Raw genomic sequence first — 19,343 nt, 5'->3', positions numbered from 1 at the left:
ATCCTTACGATTATGAAATAGTGCTTGCAAACTGCTTATCTTGTGCAATATTAAGTAAGGCATTGCTCGCAAAAATATTAAATATTCGTATACATATACGATGTTTGCTTGCCAAAGCGTATGCGGTACGATCCATTATAGCAAGTGATTCATCATACGCTTGCTCATACGAAATATTTTTTACCATTTGCGCATTTCTATCGCGTGCAGGGTCTGCTGTATATATGCCATCAACGTTTGTTGCTTTCCATACTTCTTGGGCATCTACCTGTGCTGCACGAATAACAGCATTTGTATCTGTTGTAAAAAATGGGGTACCAGTACCACCACTAAAAATTACGACGTGATCTTGCTCAAACGCATTATTAATTGCTTGTTGGCATAGGGGTGCTGCAACTTGAGGGCAAACGAGTGCAGAAAAAAGTGTCGATGGTACGTTGGCCCGAGTAAACGAATCTTTAAGTATGAGTCCGTTCATGATAGTTGCAAGCATGCCGATATGATGTCCAGTCGATGGGTACAGATTAAGAGCGACACCATGTTGATCTCCACGAAAAAAATTTCCACCGCCTACAACAACGCCAAATTGGTGTGTTGCTTTCAAATGTTTAATCTGAGCAGTTACATGCTGTAATGTATTAGAACTAAGAAGTTCACCGGTAAGTTTAAGAATAATTCGCTTTTTTACTGACTTATTCACTATGCACCAATTTCGAAGCGAGAAAAACGGCGGATCTTGATGTTTTCCCCTGTTTTTGCAATCAACTCTTTAAGAACTTGGTCTACAGTAAACTGATCGTTTTTTACAAACGTTTGGTTGAGTAAACAGATTTCTGAGTAAAACTTACTTACTTTTCCTTCAATAATCTGATTAATTATTTTTTCTGGTTTTCCGGAATCGGCTAGTTGATCTTTCAATATACTTTTTTCGTGCTCTAAAAATTTTGGATCAACATCTTCTGGTTGCAAATAAAGTGGTTTGAGTGCGGTAATATGCAAACAAAGGTCGTGCGCAAATGCTTTTACATCATCAGTATTTGCAACAAAATCCGTTTCGCAATTAATTTCAACCATAACGCCAATTTGACTACCAGGATGAATATATGCGTGTATAATACCTTGTGTTGTTTCTTTACCAGAACGTTTTGCTGCAACAAGAGCACCTTTTTTGCGAAGCAAATCGATTGCCTTTTCAATATCGCCACCAGTTTCTTCAAGTGCTTTTTTACAGTCCATCATACCAAGGCCGGTAATTTCGCGTAATTTCTGCAACGCGGTCATATCGATCTTTGCCATAGCTTTCCTATACTAGATTATTATAATGATTGTTTCCTACTGTCTAGTCTGCCATAATGAACGTTTTTATCAATAAAAATCCCCGGCAGGCTAACAACCTTGCTGGGGATTTTTATAAGATTATTACGGTGGAATATTATTTCATGTTGAGTGGTGCAAATGTTCCGCCAGGACCAGCCGGACCAATAACACATGGTCTATTATGTTTTATACGATCAATGGTAACTACAGTGTTACAGTCAATAGGCTGTATCACTTCTTCTCCACCACGAGCAATATTTACTTTTTCACAAAAAATTCGATAGTGTGATTGTGGCCTGAAGGCCATACCCCATCGGTAGGTAGTTCGTATACCTTCTGGGCCTAAAATCATTCTACCTACCTCTTTTTTTGGAGAATATTCTGAGCTATAAATTACGGCGCGTAATTGTAATCTTGCGTTGTCAAAACCCTCATCAGCTTCAATATTGGCTGCAATGGGTCTGATAAGTAGTCCGCCACAAAGGCCCCAAGTACTTGCCATTTTTATGTAGCCTTCAGTTGGATCAATGAAAGGCTCTATGTTTTTTGCAGCTGTAGAACCAACTACTGCTAAAGCGATAAGTGCAATAAGAGTAAAAGGTTTTTGTTTCATAATTTATTCCTTTTTTACTATTTCATGTTAAGTGGTTTCCATTCGCCACCAGCTGCGCCGGGGAGAAAATTCAACCCACAGTGGCCATGCATTTTAATTCGCTCGAGTGTTACTACATCTTGACATTTAACAGGGGTGACTACTTTTTTGTTACCACGTGCGATATTTACTTTTTCGCAATATACACGATAATGAGAGAATTTTTTGAATGGTGTCCCCCATCCAAAGCGAGCATGAATACCTTCTGCCATAAGAGGTGCAGAACCAAGTGTTTCATGCGGTGTATATTTAGTGCTAAATGGTACCGAGCGTACCTGTAGGTACGCATCGGTATATCCTTCGTCAACACCAATATTTGCCACAATAGGTTTTATCAAAACACTACCACAACTAAATGCGCGAGCAGATATTTTGATATACTGACCATCTTCACTAAATTGTGGAGAAAACCACTTAGTATGACCAGTACTTACCCATAAAAGCGTAGAAATAAATATGGTAAATATTTTATTGTGTTGTTTCATTATTTTCCTTGCTTGTTATATTTATTTCATTTTTTCAAGCAATGTCTCATGCTTTTCAATTGTTTTTTCTAGATGATCTTTAATTGTTGCATATTTTTTCTGTATTTCTTGCAATTTATTTGTTTGTGCCTGATTTAATTGTTCATCATTTCGTTCAATAAAATTGCTGTACGACTCATGTTGATTTTCAATTTGCTTGAGCTTTCTTTTTAGGAAGCTGACAATTTTTTTATTAACCGCTTTTTGATCTTTGAGCATTACATCATTTTCTTTTGTTGTAGACATTTTTTCTTTTGCTTTTGATTCCATTCTTTTTATGGTGCTTTTTCCTTTAGCTGCCATTGATGTTTCTTTTGTTTTTATTCTTTCTCCATAGTCATTAAATGCTGCATTAGTTCCAAATATTGAACATAAACTAACCAAAATACCTACTGTTACTTGTGATAACTGTTTCTTCATAATAGTTCTCCCTTCTTCTTTAAATAGGGTTATTGATTGTGAACTTTGCCTTGAATTACAATTATAATTGTAATAAATGTGACCTAAAAAAATCAATATTTTTCTATAAATTTTTTTTTTGAATAAGCTGATTTAGAGGAAGTATTGATATTTTTTGGCATTTGGTGGGGAAAAATTATGCAGTTTAAACTAAAAAAACTTACATTTTTTCAGGTTTACTGATGCCCAATAGATCAAAAATAGTAGAAAAGGTATTTTTTAATATATATAAAAGAAGCAATCGAGCGCGGCTTTGATCGATATTATCTGCGTTAATAATGCGGTGATGTGCGTAATAATAATGAAAGATATCTGCAAGCTCTACAACATAATAGGTGAGCAAGTGTGTCTGATAATTATTGCTTATATTTTCTAAAAGTTCTTTGAGTGAAGTAATTTTTTTAATGAGAAGAGCTTCATCTGTACCAAGACGTGCACTGTCGGCGGCTGTAATGTTTTCTAGATCCTTAATTTTTTTAGCATTTGAAAGAACACTGTTAATACGGACATATGCATATTGTACGTAATATACAGGATTTTCATCTGTTTTTTTAAGCGCTAAATCAAGGTCAAATTCAAGCTGTGCATCAGCTTTGCGATGTAGGTAGAAAAATCGGGCAACATCAGTGCCAACAGCTTCAATAACTTCTGAAAGTGTGACCATTGTACCCGTACGTTTTGACATCTGTACTAATTGTCCTTGAGATTTCATTTTAACTAGCTGATATAAAATGACGTTAAGTGGCACATGCTCAAACCCAAGTGCTGTGCGAACGCATTCTAGGCGCATCATATAGCTATGGTGATCGTGCCCCAAAATCATAATCAAATGGTTCGCACCGCGTTTAATTTTATTACGCATATACGCAATATCGGCAGCAACATAGGTCAATTGGCCATCAGCCTTTCTAATTACACGGTCTTTGTCATCGCCAAAATCAGTTGCGCGGAACCATTGAGCACCATCTTGCTCAAACACATAGCCTTTTTTATCTAAAAAGGTAATAGCTTTATCTATAGCATGGGATGTATGTAACGTTTTTTCAGAAAACCATGTATCAAATTCGATACCATATTGTTCAAGAGTTCCTTTGATTGTTGCGAGTAAATGTTCCTTTGCAAAGTTTTCGAAAAAGTGTTCTGATTGTTTCCATAATTGTGTTAGATTATCCTCGTATTCTTTAATGCATTCTTGTGCTAAATCTGCTAGATATTGGCCATGATACGCATCTGCAGGCAATACAGCATCAATGCCAGCGGCTTGTTGACAGCGAATTTTGAATGATATACCTAGTTTTTTTATCTGTTCTCCAGCATCATTGATATAAAACTCTTTATTTACTTGATATCCTAAAAAACGTAAAATGTTACCAAGTACATCACCAATGATACCACCTCTTCCATGCCCTAGATGAAGGGGGCCCGTTGGATTTGCACTTACAAACTCAATTGAGTAATTTTTTTCTTTATATTCATGATCGTTGGCAAAGAATTTTTGTTTGTGCTGAAAAATATCGGCTATAAGCTTATGAAATGCTAATGGAGTAAGCGTTGCATTTAAAAAACATGGGCTAGCAATTTTTAATTTTTCCACGTATTCGTGATAAAATGTGTCAATAATCTCCTGAGCAAGTTCTTGTGGATTGCGTTTTAATACTTTAGCCAAAACCATTGGAGCATTACTGTTTAAATCACCAAATTGCTGTTTATTGGGATTTGCATTGATAGTAAATGTCCCCCTTTGAGCAAGAATATTGTCTATACCGTATTTTTGCTTCAAAAAAGCCGAAAATGTATGTTGTATCTGTTCTATAGTATTATCCATGTCTTAGAGTATAGCGGTAATTGTGGTCTTATACAAATAAATGAGCTAACTGTGCGAGATAATTTTTAACTTAGAATCCTATCGGAATAATGATGAAGGATATGTCATCAATTTTTGATGCAGTCTCGCGGTTTTGATGTATAAGGGTATTAACAATATTGTTCATAGTGTTTGTTTTATTTTTTCTATATTCCAGTAAGACATTTATTAAGCAATCTCCAAGTTTGCATGCTACATCGTTATTTTGAATTGCTTTATGGTTAAATGGATCTTTACGGCCTCTATTAACCAAATTTTCAAAGCCATCAGATGTTAAAATGAGATAACCTTTATTTGTATTATTTGGTATTGAAAATCCGTTGGGTGCACCACGAAGAAAAATGCCATCAAATAATTGAATTGTTTGTACTGTATTTTTGAAATCAAGCGCTCCACTTCCTAGTCCGCCGCATACAAGTGCGGCACCGTTTTTAATGCAATCAGAGCTGAATAGTGCAGATCTTAAATGATCATTAATTGGGTGTCCAAGCAATATTATTTTATTGTTATTTGTATCTAAAAACGAGGTAGTTTTTTCAGTTATTTGACTGTTTGATTTAAATTTTTCATCTATGTTAAATACATCTTTATTGTCGGGAATGAAATAAGCAAGTGCATCACCATGATTAAAGCAGTAGAAATTATTATTACTATTTTTGAGCGCAAAGACTATATTACTACCGCTACACCAAAAACCATCACCATTTTTTTTGTATATGTTATTCATATATTGTTGTACTAGTGGCATAACATCTTGTATAGATTCTACGCTATTACTTTTTGCTAATTTTTTATTTAGAAAATAAGCAAGCGCAAGCGAGCCTATTACGCTTGAAGATGTAAGTGACTTTGCTTCATTATATCCATCAAATATACTGTAGAGTGTATAGTTAGCATTTGGGAGATAAATTGTAGAAATAAAATCTTCGTTTTCATGTGTGCCTCCCGTTCTTGTATATGCCGAGTATTGACATGATGGCTGTTGACTTGTTTTTGAGATTCCTTTTCCTGCATATGGCTGGTTATGCACTTGTGGCAACCTAGTGTACTGTTCTGTAAATGTAGTAAATGAATGATCAATATAACGAGCTTTGTATAAAATAAACCAGGGAATTAATGTATCTAATCCATACAATTTTAAACATGTTGTATTTTTAATAATATCCGCTGTGCTTATAAAAAATTTTTTTATAGATGTGTAAATAGAATCAGGTGACTTTTGTAAGCTATCTTTTAATATTAATAGTGCCTGACTTAGTTTATCATAATGTTTTTTTGTATCACAATAAAAGTATTTGTTATTATTTACTGCGTTTATAACCTTTTGATTAAATTGATTTTGAAACTGCTGTATATTTATACTAATGGGATTAGTGATATTAATATTACTCTTTTCGAGTTGTTCAAGCGTAAGTTTGTTTGCTGCAAGTGCAAGATCATATCCTGAAAGTTTATCTAATTTTTTTTTAAAAAGTGCTTGCATGGGTGTAGAGAAACTAGTTCTAATAGTGTTATCTATATTATCATTTGTAGTATCGTATTTTTTATAACATTTATTTAACTTATTCAAATATGTATAACAGTTATTAGAAGTATTCATATTTTTTATTATGCTAAATATTGATTTTGCAATTCTAATGCCCAATGGAATAAGGTTTGCATATTGAGAAGCAAGCGTATTCATATAGAATACGTAATTTGAGTATGATTGGCGTAAAATACCTATCTTCTTATTCGGCTTTGTTTTTTTTGTTATTGTTATTATCGTCTGTATTTTTTTTTTTATACTATTTATGTATTCTGTTTTTATACTATTTATTTCTTTTCTTAATTCCGTAATTGTTTTACCTGTTGTTTGAAGATTATTACGCAATAATTCATTGATAGATAGATGCACGCTTAGGCGTTCACCAGTGTTTTGACGAATACGATTAGACAGCTCTACGCTTTGGTTATTAAAACTAGTTATATAGGAAAGATTCCTTGTATAAATATTATTACATATAAAGATCTTTGATTCTTTAAGGTGTGTATTATGTATGATACAATCGGCGTGAGTAGAAAAACAATTATATAAATTTGTTATATTTTCAAAATCGAACGTTATTACTGTATTTTCAAGCTCAGACCAGGTACTTGTTGTGTTGTTTTGTTGTATTTCTTTTTCAAAATAATCAAGTGTTTTGGGTATATCACCATAAACACGTTCATGTAAATTACTTAGTTCTGCAGCATTATGTTTTGCTATCGTTATGTTTAATGTTTCAGCCTCGGCATTAATCTTTTTAGTATTATTATAAATATTAGAGGTATTATTAGTAATATGAGTAGTATTATCATCAATACATTTAATACTCTTGTTAATATCAGTATCTTCAGATTCAAATTTCTCTTTGCAAGATTCAAATTCCTTTTTGCAAGATTCAAATTCCTTTTTGCACTGATATAATGAAGAATCTATATTATTTACGAGTCTATTTATTGTTTTCAAACTATTAGTGAGGTCTTTTTCTGTTGAAGCAATGTCGCTTTTTCTAGCAAATACACCCGGTGATATACTGCCTAGTGTAAATAGCATGCCAATACCAGAGGCAACTGCAGCATATACATTATGATTTTTTAATGAATAGTAGGCGCCAACTGTAGAAGCAACTGCGCTTGCACCAAGAATACTTGTGTAGGCTATTGGGTGTTTATAAAGCGTTCTACCAATTGCGATACCAGTTTCTTGTAGTTTATTATAGATTGAGTTGTTAGATTGTGGTGCATAGAAGTCTGTATTGAAATTAACTGTGGTGTCAGGCGCATCATATTTATCTTCTTTCATGCCATGAGCACAGGTTACGTGTGATAATGAAAATAATAAAAGTAAGCTGATTAACATATTTTTTTTCATTTTTTTTCTACCGATACTACAATTAATACAATGTTTTCAATTAGCAAATTATCTTGGCGCATACGTGCAGTCGCATAACGACTAGTAAAATATTATTTATTATATATGAAAATAAAAAAAAGCATAGCGGTTGTGCTCGTTTAGTATATAGGAGACTTTTGAGCGAATTGTGAAATTAAAAAATAAGTAAAAATAGAGAAGGAAAAAGTAAAGAAACGCGAGTTTTGAGATAGCCAAAAACGGTTTCAATAACTTTTCTTTTCTGTAAATCTTTTTTGTAGTATTGATTTAAATAAGGATCCATGTTTTTTCTTTGTTTAGCCAAAAAAAGCCCTGTTGATAGAAGAAAAATTGGAACGAAGCGATGATGTATGCTTACCGATGCCAATGGAATTCCAATAGCTGTTGCATTTTCTGGTGCGAATATTCCCGATATGAACCTCCTTGAAAAAACATTATCGGCAAAACCGTCAATTTTTCGGGAAGAATAAAACTCAAAACTTTGTCTTGATAAAGGTTTTGATTCTGAAAAGAATCGAGATATTGCCGTTAAATTTGGATATATTCCATACGGTCGATCTAGGTATACGTGTGAGAATGCTTGCAACTTGCAGTTCAGATGGCAAGTTGAACGATCGCATTCATGGATAAATCGCTTTCGAAGTCTTTTTGTGGCGCGAGGAGAAAAAACTAAAAAATTTTGAAGTAAAGGTCTTTTATGCCTTTGTTAAAGTAATTTCTTCAAAAATACGACTTTTGGGATAGGCTTTAAAACACTTGAATCCAGAATAATGAAAATAAATTGTTATCATCATTACTTCACTCGCAGTCAATTTTTTTTCTGCCAACATTTTTTACTTGTGCCAGAAGTTTTTTTGCTTCTGTTTGTTTTAAAAACTTGCAAAAATCATCACAACTTCGCAGAAAATAGTTACTAACATTACGGTATCTCCCTTTGGTTTTTACTTATTCCTGGGAGATTACCGTAAATCTTTTTTTCATCAAGTTTCTTTAATAATCGAACTCGCGTTATTTTAGAGTTTTTTCTTCTGCAGGTTTTCCAAATAGCGATATATGGACAACTGCATAAGTATACTTTATGGGTGGATTTTCACCACTTATATAAAAATGACGGTTATTATTGTCAATAAAGCATAATTTGCACCAGTCATCTGACAGGGTATATGTTTTTGACACAAATTCTTGTAGGCAATCAGTTTTGTTTCCAAGGGGAATGAGCCACAGTGCTTTATTATTATTGGAAACGTATCTTTCTTTGGGGGTCACGAGTAGTTGGTTTAATTCTTTTTTTGTTAGTGTTTTAATATTATATCTTTTGTTTAATTCAATCAATTTCTCAGTGTCTTCCTTTTCTTCTTTATACCTAATGTTATTTTTTTTTGATCTTTCTATGTGATCGCTTCGCCTTTCATTTTCTCTCCAATAATCAATGGTATCTTGCATTGTTGCTTCAGGCCTATTCTGTTCACTGTACGGATTGTGCCATATGATGTGATCATTGCAAGTTGTTGGTGTATCTAAATGAGCAGTAGTGCTATATAGCGGTGTTCGAGGAGTTTCCTCCATGCAAAAAACTGCGAAGGTTCCACTAAAAAGTAATGAAAGCGAAATAAAATATATTTTCATGAGATCCCCAACCTATATTTATACATTAAAGAATAAAAATAAAAAATACAATACTATTGTATATATAATAAAAATTTTTAATAAAAGTCAAGTAGTTAAATGGCTTTTGGGGTTGTATTAAGCCAAGTTCCTTGTGTCGATATCTAATTACTTTAAATGAGATCTTTTGCTTAAAATATGTTAAGATAAGCACCATGAAGATAGCTGTTTTAGTTTCTGGTGGGGTGGATAGTTCTGTTGCTTTAGCTTTACTTAGAGAGCAAGGGCATGACTTGACCGCCTTTTATTTAAAAATTTGGCTCGAGGATGAGCTTTCTTATTTGGGGCATTGCCCATGGCAGCAAGATGTGCAGTATGTAGAAAGCGTCTGCAAGCAGTTTAACGTGCCGTTACGTATAGTGTCTCTTCAAAAGGAATATTGGGATCAAGTGGTGACCTATACAGTGAACGAAGTCAAATCTGGCCGTACACCAAATCCAGATGTTTTATGTAATCAGCGGATAAAATTCGGCACATTTTTGAATCATATTGATGATAGTTTTGATAAAATTGCCAGTGGTCATTACGCACAAATAAAAGAAAAAAATGGAGTGGTGGAGTTAGTTCGTGCGCCAGATCCAATAAAAGATCAGACCTATTTTTTAAGTTATTTAACGCAAAAACAGTTAACACGTATATTCTTTCCTATTGGACACTTGGAAAAAAAAGCGGTGCGTAGTCTGGCGCAAAAGCTTAATTTGCCAAATAAAGACCGTAAGGACAGCCAAGGAATTTGCTTTTTAGGAAAATTAAAGTTTAATGATTTTATTAATCATTATCTCGGGCAACAGCCAGGTGACATTATAGAATTTGAAACGGGAAAAAGATTGGGAGAGCATAAAGGCTTTTGGTATCATACTATTGGTCAGCGACGTGGTTCTGGGCTTGCTCATGGGCCATGGTATGTTGTGGCAAAAGATACTCAAAAAAATCGTGTGTATATGTCTAGAGAGTATCATACAACTGAAAAATCGCGTGATTTTTTTGTGGCAGTGCAGTGTAATTGGATTGCAGGTATGTCACCATCGAAAAAGAATATCCAAGTTAAGTTACGTCATGGTGCTAGTATGTATGATGCCATTGTTGATGTTGTTGGTAGTACAGTTGCAGTAAAGCTTGCACAGCATGATCAAGGTATTGCGCCCGGGCAGTTTGCCGTATTTTATGATGATCAGGTGTGTCTTGGTGCAGGAATTATTCATGAAAAAATTTAGTTTTCGACTTTTAAAAAAATTGCCCGCACATGAAAAAAAAATAACGCTTTCCACGTTTATTACATTGGTCCGTATCATATTAACACCTGTTATTGTTGTAGCGATGAGTTTGGGATATTGGTCAGTTGCATTTTTGATGTTTGGTGTTGCAGCATGGTCAGATGTGGTGGATGGTGCATTGGCTCGTTGGCTTAACGAACAAACATTTTTAGGCGCTTGTTTAGATGCTCTTGCAGACAAGCTTCTTACGCTTTCTATTTTTTTTACACTTGCTTTTGTGCAATCTCCCTTGTTTTCATTGCCGTGTTGGTTTGTGTGGCTTGTTCTTATAAAAGAGCTTATTCTAATTGGTGGTGCTACAGTGATTTATAGTGTTCGTGGCAATCTGATGATCGCGCCAACCAAGCTGGGTAAGGCAACTACATTTTTACAACTCCTTTTTATTTTTTGGTTATTTGCGTGCTACTTTTTTAAATGGGTGCCTATTAAAACATATTATGCAATGCTTTGCCTTATGATGATTTTAGTTATACTAACCTTGTTTGATTATGTCCGCATTGGGTTAAAACAATTTCGTTTGCTAATATAGGACGATATGTATAAGAAATGTATCTTTTATTTTATTGCCACAGGTAGTGTGTACTTATTAACTGCTAATAATTTTATTATTAAAAAGGCAAAACGTGTTGTTGTTCCATATAAAGATCAGTGTTTAGAAGCGCTAGGCGATTATTTAAAAAAATGTCCTGCAGTTATTTCTGAAATTGGTTTATTGTTAAAAAAGTATGGCAATGTGCAAAATACTTTAACTACTGTTGTTACTGCAGAATTTGATGGCAAACAGCATGAGCTTTCACAATGCTCGGATAAAAGATATAAAAAAATTTGTGATATGACATACAAAATAAATGAACGGGTATATGAGCTGCAAAAAACTATTATGCAACTCCATAGCGAGTTGGGTCAATATGCTGTGTTACTACACGACAATCAGAACAGTAAAAAAAATAAAAAAAGAGTATAGCAGTTGGTTTGGCAAAATAATTTTTTCTGTTACAGTGAATTTATTTAATAGCATTTTTTAATTGATTTAACGGAGTATTATTATGGCAGCAGGATATAATCGCGTTGTAATGATTGGTAATCTAACACGTGATCCAGATTATAAACAATTAGCTTCAGGCCAAGCAGTTGTTCGTTTAGGGCTGGCATCAAATCGTCAATATAGAAATAGGCAAACGGGAGATATGGTACAAGAAGTATGCTTTGTTGATGTTGATGTATGGGGTGCGCAAGCAGAAAGTTGCCGCCAATATTTAGAAAAAGGGCGCCCAGTGTTGGTGGAGGGACGTTTAAAATTTGATCAATGGGAAGACCAAAGTGGGCAAAATCGCAGTAAGCATTCGATAGTTGCTGATCGAGTTGTATTTTTGTCTGGTTCATCAGATTCTCAATTTGAAGGGCAAGATAAAGCAACTGCAGATAATAATAATAACGAGCAAACTGAGTCAGAAAATGAGATGGAGCGTGAATTAATGGCGCAAATCAAGCGTATTAAAGATCGTGAGGTTCAGCCAACATTGCAAGCAGCTGCAAGGCCTTCAAAGCAAGGGGGAGATACTACAAGCGCGGTAGTTAGTGGCGCAAAACGAGCTGCAACTACTACTGCTAGAAATGTTGAAGAGAATCAGTCAATGTCTTTATCTGAAACTTCTTTTGATTTTGAGGATCAGCCTCCATTTCAAGATGATCTGCCTTTTTAAATGCTCTATAGTATTTAATTTTTATAGCCACTCTTATTTTGGGTGGCATTTTATTTGTTTACAGCATTGACAAATAGAAATATTTTATTCGATAATTAAAGTGAGGCAAGTGGCTATTAGGGGGGGCGTATATATGAAATTTCAGCATTCGATTCGATTGAGTGCCATTACTGTTTTGATGGTATTGCTTGGAAATTTTTTTCTCAGTGCCATACAAAAAACAGATGGAGCTGATTTTTTTGATAGCCTGTTTCCCTCAACTGCGTATAAACAGGTATTGGATACTATCATGCTTGTATGGGAGGATATACGACTATTTAATAGTGGTAGAAGTGGTCTTGATCAGCAAGCATGCGAAGATTTAATTGTTGGTAGATTAGTTCGCTTGAATGAGTATTGTGCTTTGCTTGTACAAGAACGGAGTAAATATACTGTATTGCTAGAAGATGTTGATTATCTGGTACGAGTGCTTAAAGCAACAATGAATGAGTATGATGGTGTAAATCAGACTATTAAGCAATTTTTGAATGAGGCGTTAAAAAAGTGTATGGGTTATTAATAAGTGTATAAAAATTGAGGGGCTCATTAGAGCCCCTTGAAATTGCTTACGTGGCTATTTTATTTTTTGCAAAACAGTTATAGAACTTTTTTATAGCATAACCAACAAAGCCCATACTTATTGCTGTCGTGAAAAAGCCAAGAGCTCCTATCATAGCCGTAGTATCTACTGATTCTAAACTGTCTGGTTTAGTAACTGTTCCGATTAAATGCAAACCAAGCATAGTTCCAGCCAAACCACCTGAAAGACTTGCAAAGACCTCAATTGTATTTTGAGTTTGCTGGCTTAGTTGGTTATATTTTTTTTCTATTTTTTCTGTAAGATTTTCAATTCTTTTTTCAATAGCTTCAACTTGCTTTTCTCCATAACGGTTTTCTGCAAGAAAATTATCCAAGGCATCAAGAGAATCTATGACAGTTACAAGGCCAAACAAAGCTGAAAGAATACCTGTAATTTGAGCAAAGTTACAAGCACCTATAGTGATTGTTGAGGTAGCAAAATTGTTCTTAAGCACATCAATTGATACTTTTACGATTGCAAAACCAGCTGCCGTTAACGTTGTCCCAGTTAAAAATCGCTTAGCAGCTTTTGTGCCAAAAGAATCGTTTTGTTTACCAAATATTGGTACCGAAATCGCTACAAGTCCTGTAAATAAAACAACGCTTAATGTTCTTTTTAAAGATGTATTCATAACCCCCTATACTGTATTTTAATTATGATAATTTTTTTGTTTTTAAATTTTAATTTTGTGATAGATTCTTAGTTTCTTTATCTTCTAAAAATTGAATGTGTCTTTCTGCTTCTTGAAAAGCATCTGGTATGCTTTTTATACATCCAGCAGTTGCTTTAAGGAGAACGCCAGTCAATAGTGCACAACTACATGCTAGTCCTAATCCAACAGCTGCGCCTGTAAATGAATTAGCTATTCCAATGAACCCTGTAGAAAAAAGGAATTCGAGAGATTTTTCTATTGAATATATAGTTCCATGTACTCCAAGCACTGTTGCTATTGCAAGAAAAGGAATGAATGTAAACGCTAGTCCTGCCTCATTTTCGAAAAAAGCACGATCAAATACAGCAAGAGCTCGCTTCACTTTTTTAGATATTGTTGTTTTTTGTTTGGGCGCAATAGTTTCTTTCGTGAATATTGGCGCTGAAATTGCTACAAGTCCTGTAAATAAAACAACGTTTAATGTTCTTTTTAAAAATGTATTCATATAAATATCCTCCAATTTATTTTTGATATTGTGTAACTATTATTAATAATAGTCATTTTTAATTTTATTTCAACTTAAATTAATTGTGTAATTAAATTATTTCATATAGAATCTTTAAGCTGTATGAGACTGGTATTGTGATAATTGAAAATAGGTATTATTACACATAGAAATGTTTTTATTCCAAGGCAATAATACCATTATTTGTTCCGGCCAAGATAACACCGGTCATCCCAATATGCTGTACCCAGTTAAATACTTGTATTTGAGTCAACACTGGGTCAAATAACGATTGCATACTCAAATCGTATACATTCCATCGTATGGTATCAAATGGCAGAACAAGTAATCGATTCTGATTACTAGAGGTTTCTGGCAAATAAACGATAAAGAATCGTCTACCACCATCAGACCAAAATTTAAACGTACGTGGCAGGGTGGTAAAATTATTATCTGTAGTATCAATGCTATTAAAGAACGTAGAGACAAAATTAAATGGTCCAGCATCAGTTGTTCCATTTAATTGATGAACGCTATTGCGTGTGAATGTTTTTAGATTATGTTCATCACGTAAGCTAACTGGCCACACGGTAGAGCGGCTAGTAACATCACTACCACCAATAGTTGCGGCCCATGCATTATCAATACCAGTAATACTTGTATAAAATGCTGGATCAATTTGTACCCAACCTGCATCTGTTTGTGACGTAGCATCTTGTACACCGCCAGCACGAGAAGATCTGTATAATCCGCAGTTAGTGCCAAGTATAAGTTGTTCATCAGTGCCGTCATTATTTGTAGAAACTATTTGCATGCTTGTGAAAAATGGTGTTGCGGTAAAAATTGGTGTGACGTTTGTTTCTGCAATAATGCGGAGTGGTAGCGCAAACATAGTAGCTGTTGTAGTTGCAAATGGAATGCTGTATAAAATAGTTTTAAATGGTGTTGCTGCAGTTGATTTAAATACTAATATATACAATCTGTTACCAGATGTTTTGATATCAATAACTGAACCATCGATGGTGGTAATTTTGTGCCACGTACGCGTAGTAAATGGTGCAGCATTAAGTGTGCCCAAATTTTCTTCGTTAAAACCGTTGCCACCGGCATCGGTAAAGACAAATAATCCCTGTTCAGTTCCAGCAAAAAAATAATTATTATTTTGTCCGCTGTTTTGCCGTGAGTATTCAAGTGCTTTGACTGATCCAGAATTTGCAGGTAAAAATGCAAGCAAATAATTTTCTTGCACTGAAAAATCATTAAATGTTGTTTGTGGTGTTTGTAATGTTGGATTGGTTGTAGTTGCCTGGCTAATTCGTGTAAATACCGTGCGGGTAGCACCGCCAAAAAGTGCGTACCGATTCTGTGTTTTATTGTCTCCAGTAAAGCCACGTGTTGATTGATCCAAATCTAATACTGAGCAACAATCAGATAGTCTTTTATTTAACTGTGCTACTAAACCAATCTGATATTCACCAGTACTCCAGGCAGTAGTGTGTATTTTTTTATTACTTTCTGAATCTATAGCCCATATGTCACCAGTAACTGCATCAACATCAAATAATGAAACACCTGAGTTTCCACCCTTAAAAACATTCAGTGGAAATGCACGCTTTGACCATGGTGTCCATCTAATAATTTTTCCATCTTGATCAAATAATGCCTGTGAATACCAGACGCCAAGATCATTGTTTGCATCAAGTGTTCCACCACGAGAAGCATATACTGCATCGCCAACAACAACTATATCAGAGGTATGTTTATCAACTTGAAATGGTAGCGGTCCAGCCCCAACAAGAGCAGCTGCATCGGTATTTTTTGTTAGATCAGCATTGGCTGCAGCAGCGATTTCAAAGCGTTTTGTTGTTGCATTAAAAGCATTTTTGTTTGCTAAAATGCCTTGGTCTACATGAGTCGCATCACCTTTATCGACAAGTGGTAATGCATATACATTGTTGCCAGCGCCAACTGGTGCTTCGCCATCCGCATCATATACACCACCATTAACAATTAAATAACTCGGGCCGGTGCTTGTATGTAACGTACGAACTTTAAAAATATCGATGGTGCGTTGTGCATTTATTTCTTGTTTCACGCCAACAATTTTGTCATCTTCTCCATTGACTAACGCTCCATCTGGTAAAAAGCTATTAAGCGTACAAATGCTATCTGTCTCATTTCCAACAACAATCGCTTTTGCACCATCATCAGCATTAGTATTAGCTGTTTGTAAGCGCAAACCAACATAAAAACGCTGTAGTTTATCATCCCAGTGCATATCAACAGCGTTTTCTTGGCCGCTTGCAGATACTGGCGGATTAGCAATCATAATTTGTGCCGAATCAACATCAAGTTTCTGTGCTTTGTTTCCAACAAGGCCTGTTGTTGCATCTTTTATTTCTAAAGATAGCGGGTTTTTATGTATTTGAATCAGTGCAATACCGCTATTGGTTGCAGGAAAGTTTCCACCATTTGGCTTGACTGCAGCAAAAATAAAATTATTGTTTGCTGTGATACCAACAATGCCATCAGATGCGTTTTCATCTGTGTCATGTAATGTATCGCTTGCTATACCACTATTACCATCATGTGGAGCAATAATATTGACGGTTGCTAAATCAGCATCAGTAACATATGCAAGGTGTGGGTTTTCATCATTTTCTCGTGCAGCAAGTGCCAAAAATTGTATAGCGCTACCTTCATTTCCAACAATTAAAGATGAAGGGCGTCTGTTTGCAAAGGGACGTAATACACGCGTAAGAGAAGATTGTTCGCTTGAACCTGCAAGGCTGATACTGGATGAAAGGCCAATGTATAAGGTGCCGGTGACAACATCAAAAATTTTTGTTGTGACTGCTGTTGAAAAAGTATCTGTTGTATTTGATGCGTTACCTTTGACTAAAACAGTACCGACTATTTTTTTGGATGAACATAGACAAAGAAATAATAATAAGATAGAAATAAGGTGATTGTGTTTCATATATTTTCCCCGCTGTCTTATGAGAGTGGCTTATGTTTAGGTACCAGTATCAAATAAAGGGAAAATGTTTTGCAATAAAATATCTAATGCATTCAAAAAAGATTAATCAAAGAACCAACTCATATCTATACCAAAGTTGCTGCCACCAGTATGTGTTTTAAATACGCGTGTACCGCCAACTTGCCAATTGAAAAATCCACCAATGCGCGGGCCAATATGATGGCGATTGGTAGAAAAGTCGTATTCAATAAAAAGATGGAATGTGTGGTTTTTCCACTCTTTAAACAAGCAGTCGCTGTTTACGATGCACTTATCAAATATATCTAAATCGCATGGGCAGACAAAATCATCTCTTTTATATGAGAATGAATAACCCACAGTTGCAGAAAAACCATGTAAAACATGATCAGCTTTTAGATACATATGTGCCCCCCACAAAGAACCTTTATCAATGGTTGCAGTGTCTTTTGCAAGCGTAATAAAACCATTCTGTGCAGTGCTTGTTTTCATGCGGATTTCTTTTGTTTTTTTGGCAAATACAGTTCCGTGTACGTGTGCGCCAACAGTAAGCCATTCGTATGCACCAAGTGCAGCTGCAGCATTAAATGGTATCCCCATATGGCCGCCATAACCATGGTCAATACTAAAGGCTTTATTTTGATCTTTTTGTTTACCAGTTCCTATTAAAACACCAACACGTAGCGTAACATCAAAAAAATCTAAAATTTCAGTGTCTTCATAGTGATAAGCGTAACCAAGAAAAAGTGTTGTATCACCAATTGCGGTTTCTTTAAAATCTGTAATATCAAGATTATATCGCGTTAAAATATCATCAAATATATTCAAAAATGTCTGCCACTCTGGGGTGTTGATGTTTGGACATTCAGAATCAGTTGGTGATTGATCTGTAAAGGTAATACAGTTAATTTCTAAATGTCTGATAGGTAGATGTGCTTGTATGAATAAACCACGTGCTAAATTTTGTGTGAAAAAAAGATATGCTTCTGTGATATTAAACTCGCCTCCAAATAGTAATTTACCAAAGCAATCTCGCCCAGGAAGTGCTTCTAAATTAATAAGTGCTAGATCGGCAGGATTAGTAGGATCTTTGTCGGGTACACCTTCGCCAAGCTTATGCATGTTGTGTAAACCACAGATATTTAAAAGTAATAAGTCACAACAATCTTTTTTGGTGCATTTATCTTTTTTTAAATCGTCTTGGTGAGCACGTGCTTTTCGTGTTGAACCATGGGATACAAAAATATCAAAAGAGGTTAGGCCTTTTTCGGCAAAGTGCGGTTCATGGTAAATAGGTAAAAAATTGGTTGCACGGTAGAAATGAGTGTCATCAATTGCGATAGTGCTTTGCAAACAAAAAATTGTTAAACAGGCTGCCAGCAAGAATTTTGAATCAAAGTTTTTCATGGCTACGGTCCTTTTGTTTACTATATGAGTGACTGTTACAGGTATAGAAAAAATACCCGTAAAAATAAAGATTTTTCTGTAAATTTTTGCTATACTAACTCACCAATGCTACAGTATACTACATTTTGATTATGATGTTATAAAGGACATAAAAATGGCCGAAGAATGTGTTACAAAAAATAAAAAAAAGCAGTGTATCCAAATCGATTGTGATATGCCGCAGGAAAAAGCAGATGGTTCAGTGAAAGCCCGAAATTATGATGAAGTTGAGTCTAATAATGAAGTATTGGATGATGATGCGTGTTGCGTGCAACTAGAGCAAATAAAAAATACATTAGTACATGTGACTGCTGATTTTGAAAACTTTAAAAAACGTACAGAAAAAGAAAAAATTGAATGGATTGTTGCTGGTAAAAAACAATTCATTCTTGATGTGTTAGAAATTGTAGATGATTTTGATCGTGCACTTCAAGAACACAAAAAAAAGAAAGATTCGAACTTGGACGCATGGTTGCAAGGATTTGAATTAATTGGCTCTGCGCTTTATAAATTATTAGAAAAACATAATGTGTACGAGATTAAAAACACAACAACATTTGATCCGGAATTGCACGAAGCATTAACACAAGTTGAATCAGATGAACATACATCTGGTAATATTGTAATGGTTCTACAAAAAGGATTTATGTTTGATGATGTTGTCTTACGCCCAGCAAAAGTAAGTGTTGCAAAATAATACGCGCTCTTTATTGCATCAGTAATATGTTTTTTTTCTGGTGTGCAACAA

Annotated in this window: 19 protein-coding genes; 6 read left to right on the top strand and 13 right to left on the bottom strand. The window is 34.8% G+C overall.

Annotated features, from left to right (window positions below; translation table 11 throughout):
* Nucleotides 1-10: 10 nt before the first annotated feature.
* From KC460_00250 to KC460_00210, 9 genes are all read right to left on the bottom strand, one after another.
* A complete protein-coding gene (locus KC460_00250; protein MCA9769787.1) occupies nt 11-700 on the bottom strand; it encodes a UMP kinase in 690 nt (229 codons plus the stop codon).
* Nucleotides 700-1,296 carry a translation elongation factor Ts gene (tsf, locus tag KC460_00245; GenBank protein ID MCA9769786.1) on the bottom strand — a complete coding sequence of 199 codons (597 nt, stop codon included), beginning with the start codon at nt 1,294-1,296 and terminating at the stop codon, nt 700-702. The genes KC460_00250 and tsf overlap by 1 nt, the downstream gene beginning before the upstream one ends.
* A gap of 136 nt (nt 1,297-1,432) precedes the next feature.
* A complete protein-coding gene (locus KC460_00240; GenBank protein MCA9769785.1) occupies nt 1,433-1,930 on the bottom strand; it encodes a hypothetical protein in 498 nt (165 codons plus the stop codon).
* Nucleotides 1,931-1,947: 17 nt separating this feature from the next.
* Entirely contained in the window at nt 1,948-2,454 is a 507-nt protein-coding gene (locus KC460_00235) for a hypothetical protein (protein MCA9769784.1), read from the bottom strand.
* Between the two features lie 21 nt (nt 2,455-2,475).
* Complete coding sequence (locus KC460_00230) at nt 2,476-2,913, bottom strand: hypothetical protein (protein ID MCA9769783.1); 438 nt, start codon at nt 2,911-2,913, stop codon at nt 2,476-2,478.
* 199 nt (nt 2,914-3,112) lie between these two features.
* The gene (locus KC460_00225; protein MCA9769782.1) at nt 3,113-4,777 is read right to left on the bottom strand and encodes an arginine--tRNA ligase; all 1,665 of its coding nucleotides are present in this window, start codon (nt 4,775-4,777) and stop codon (nt 3,113-3,115) included.
* Nucleotides 4,778-4,847: 70 nt separating this feature from the next.
* Nucleotides 4,848-7,712, bottom strand: a complete 2,865-nt coding sequence (locus KC460_00220; GenBank protein ID MCA9769781.1) for a protein phosphatase 2C family protein — start codon at nt 7,710-7,712, stop codon at nt 4,848-4,850.
* 175 nt (nt 7,713-7,887) lie between these two features.
* Nucleotides 7,888-8,319 carry a hypothetical protein gene (locus KC460_00215; GenBank protein MCA9769780.1) on the bottom strand — a complete coding sequence of 144 codons (432 nt, stop codon included), beginning with the start codon at nt 8,317-8,319 and terminating at the stop codon, nt 7,888-7,890.
* A 422-nt stretch (nt 8,320-8,741) separates the two neighbouring features.
* Nucleotides 8,742-9,359, bottom strand: coding sequence for a hypothetical protein (locus tag KC460_00210; protein MCA9769779.1), 618 nt, complete (start codon nt 9,357-9,359; stop codon nt 8,742-8,744).
* 194 nt (nt 9,360-9,553) lie between these two features.
* On the opposite strand from KC460_00210, the gene mnmA reads away from it, so the two are divergent.
* From mnmA to KC460_00185, 5 genes are all read left to right on the top strand, one after another.
* Nucleotides 9,554-10,612 carry a tRNA 2-thiouridine(34) synthase MnmA gene (mnmA, locus tag KC460_00205; protein MCA9769778.1) on the top strand — a complete coding sequence of 353 codons (1,059 nt, stop codon included), beginning with the start codon at nt 9,554-9,556 and terminating at the stop codon, nt 10,610-10,612.
* The gene (locus tag KC460_00200) at nt 10,599-11,201 is read left to right on the top strand and encodes a CDP-alcohol phosphatidyltransferase family protein (GenBank protein ID MCA9769777.1); all 603 of its coding nucleotides are present in this window, start codon (nt 10,599-10,601) and stop codon (nt 11,199-11,201) included. The genes mnmA and KC460_00200 overlap by 14 nt, the downstream gene beginning before the upstream one ends.
* A gap of 6 nt (nt 11,202-11,207) precedes the next feature.
* Nucleotides 11,208-11,636, top strand: coding sequence for a hypothetical protein (locus KC460_00195; GenBank protein MCA9769776.1), 429 nt, complete (start codon nt 11,208-11,210; stop codon nt 11,634-11,636).
* Nucleotides 11,637-11,718: 82 nt separating this feature from the next.
* Nucleotides 11,719-12,375 (top strand): single-stranded DNA-binding protein, encoded by a 657-nt coding sequence (ssb, locus tag KC460_00190; GenBank protein ID MCA9769775.1) that lies wholly within the window; start codon nt 11,719-11,721, stop codon nt 12,373-12,375.
* Between the two features lie 133 nt (nt 12,376-12,508).
* Nucleotides 12,509-12,934 carry a hypothetical protein gene (locus KC460_00185; GenBank protein MCA9769774.1) on the top strand — a complete coding sequence of 142 codons (426 nt, stop codon included), beginning with the start codon at nt 12,509-12,511 and terminating at the stop codon, nt 12,932-12,934.
* A 46-nt stretch (nt 12,935-12,980) separates the two neighbouring features.
* Here the strand turns inward: KC460_00185 and KC460_00180 are convergent, their stop codons facing one another.
* From KC460_00180 to KC460_00165, 4 genes are all read right to left on the bottom strand, one after another.
* Nucleotides 12,981-13,625 (bottom strand): hypothetical protein, encoded by a 645-nt coding sequence (locus KC460_00180; protein MCA9769773.1) that lies wholly within the window; start codon nt 13,623-13,625, stop codon nt 12,981-12,983.
* A 49-nt stretch (nt 13,626-13,674) separates the two neighbouring features.
* Complete coding sequence (locus tag KC460_00175) at nt 13,675-14,151, bottom strand: hypothetical protein (GenBank protein ID MCA9769772.1); 477 nt, start codon at nt 14,149-14,151, stop codon at nt 13,675-13,677.
* 178 nt (nt 14,152-14,329) lie between these two features.
* Entirely contained in the window at nt 14,330-17,131 is a 2,802-nt protein-coding gene (locus KC460_00170; GenBank protein MCA9769771.1) for a hypothetical protein, read from the bottom strand.
* A gap of 102 nt (nt 17,132-17,233) precedes the next feature.
* Nucleotides 17,234-18,556, bottom strand: a complete 1,323-nt coding sequence (locus KC460_00165; protein ID MCA9769770.1) for a hypothetical protein — start codon at nt 18,554-18,556, stop codon at nt 17,234-17,236.
* Nucleotides 18,557-18,710: 154 nt separating this feature from the next.
* Between KC460_00165 and KC460_00160 the strand changes: the two genes are divergently transcribed.
* Nucleotides 18,711-19,292: a nucleotide exchange factor GrpE gene (locus tag KC460_00160; protein ID MCA9769769.1), complete on the top strand. Its 582-nt coding sequence runs from the start codon at nt 18,711-18,713 to the stop codon at nt 19,290-19,292.
* Nucleotides 19,293-19,343: the final 51 nt, after the last annotated feature.

The sequence above is a fragment of the Candidatus Dependentiae bacterium genome, from assembly GCA_020431705.1.
Classification (GTDB): domain Bacteria; phylum Babelota; class Babeliae; order Babelales; family Vermiphilaceae; genus JAGQHQ01.
The sequence above is the reverse complement of the archived record's forward strand: the minus strand, read 5'-3'. Positions and strand labels throughout refer to the sequence as shown.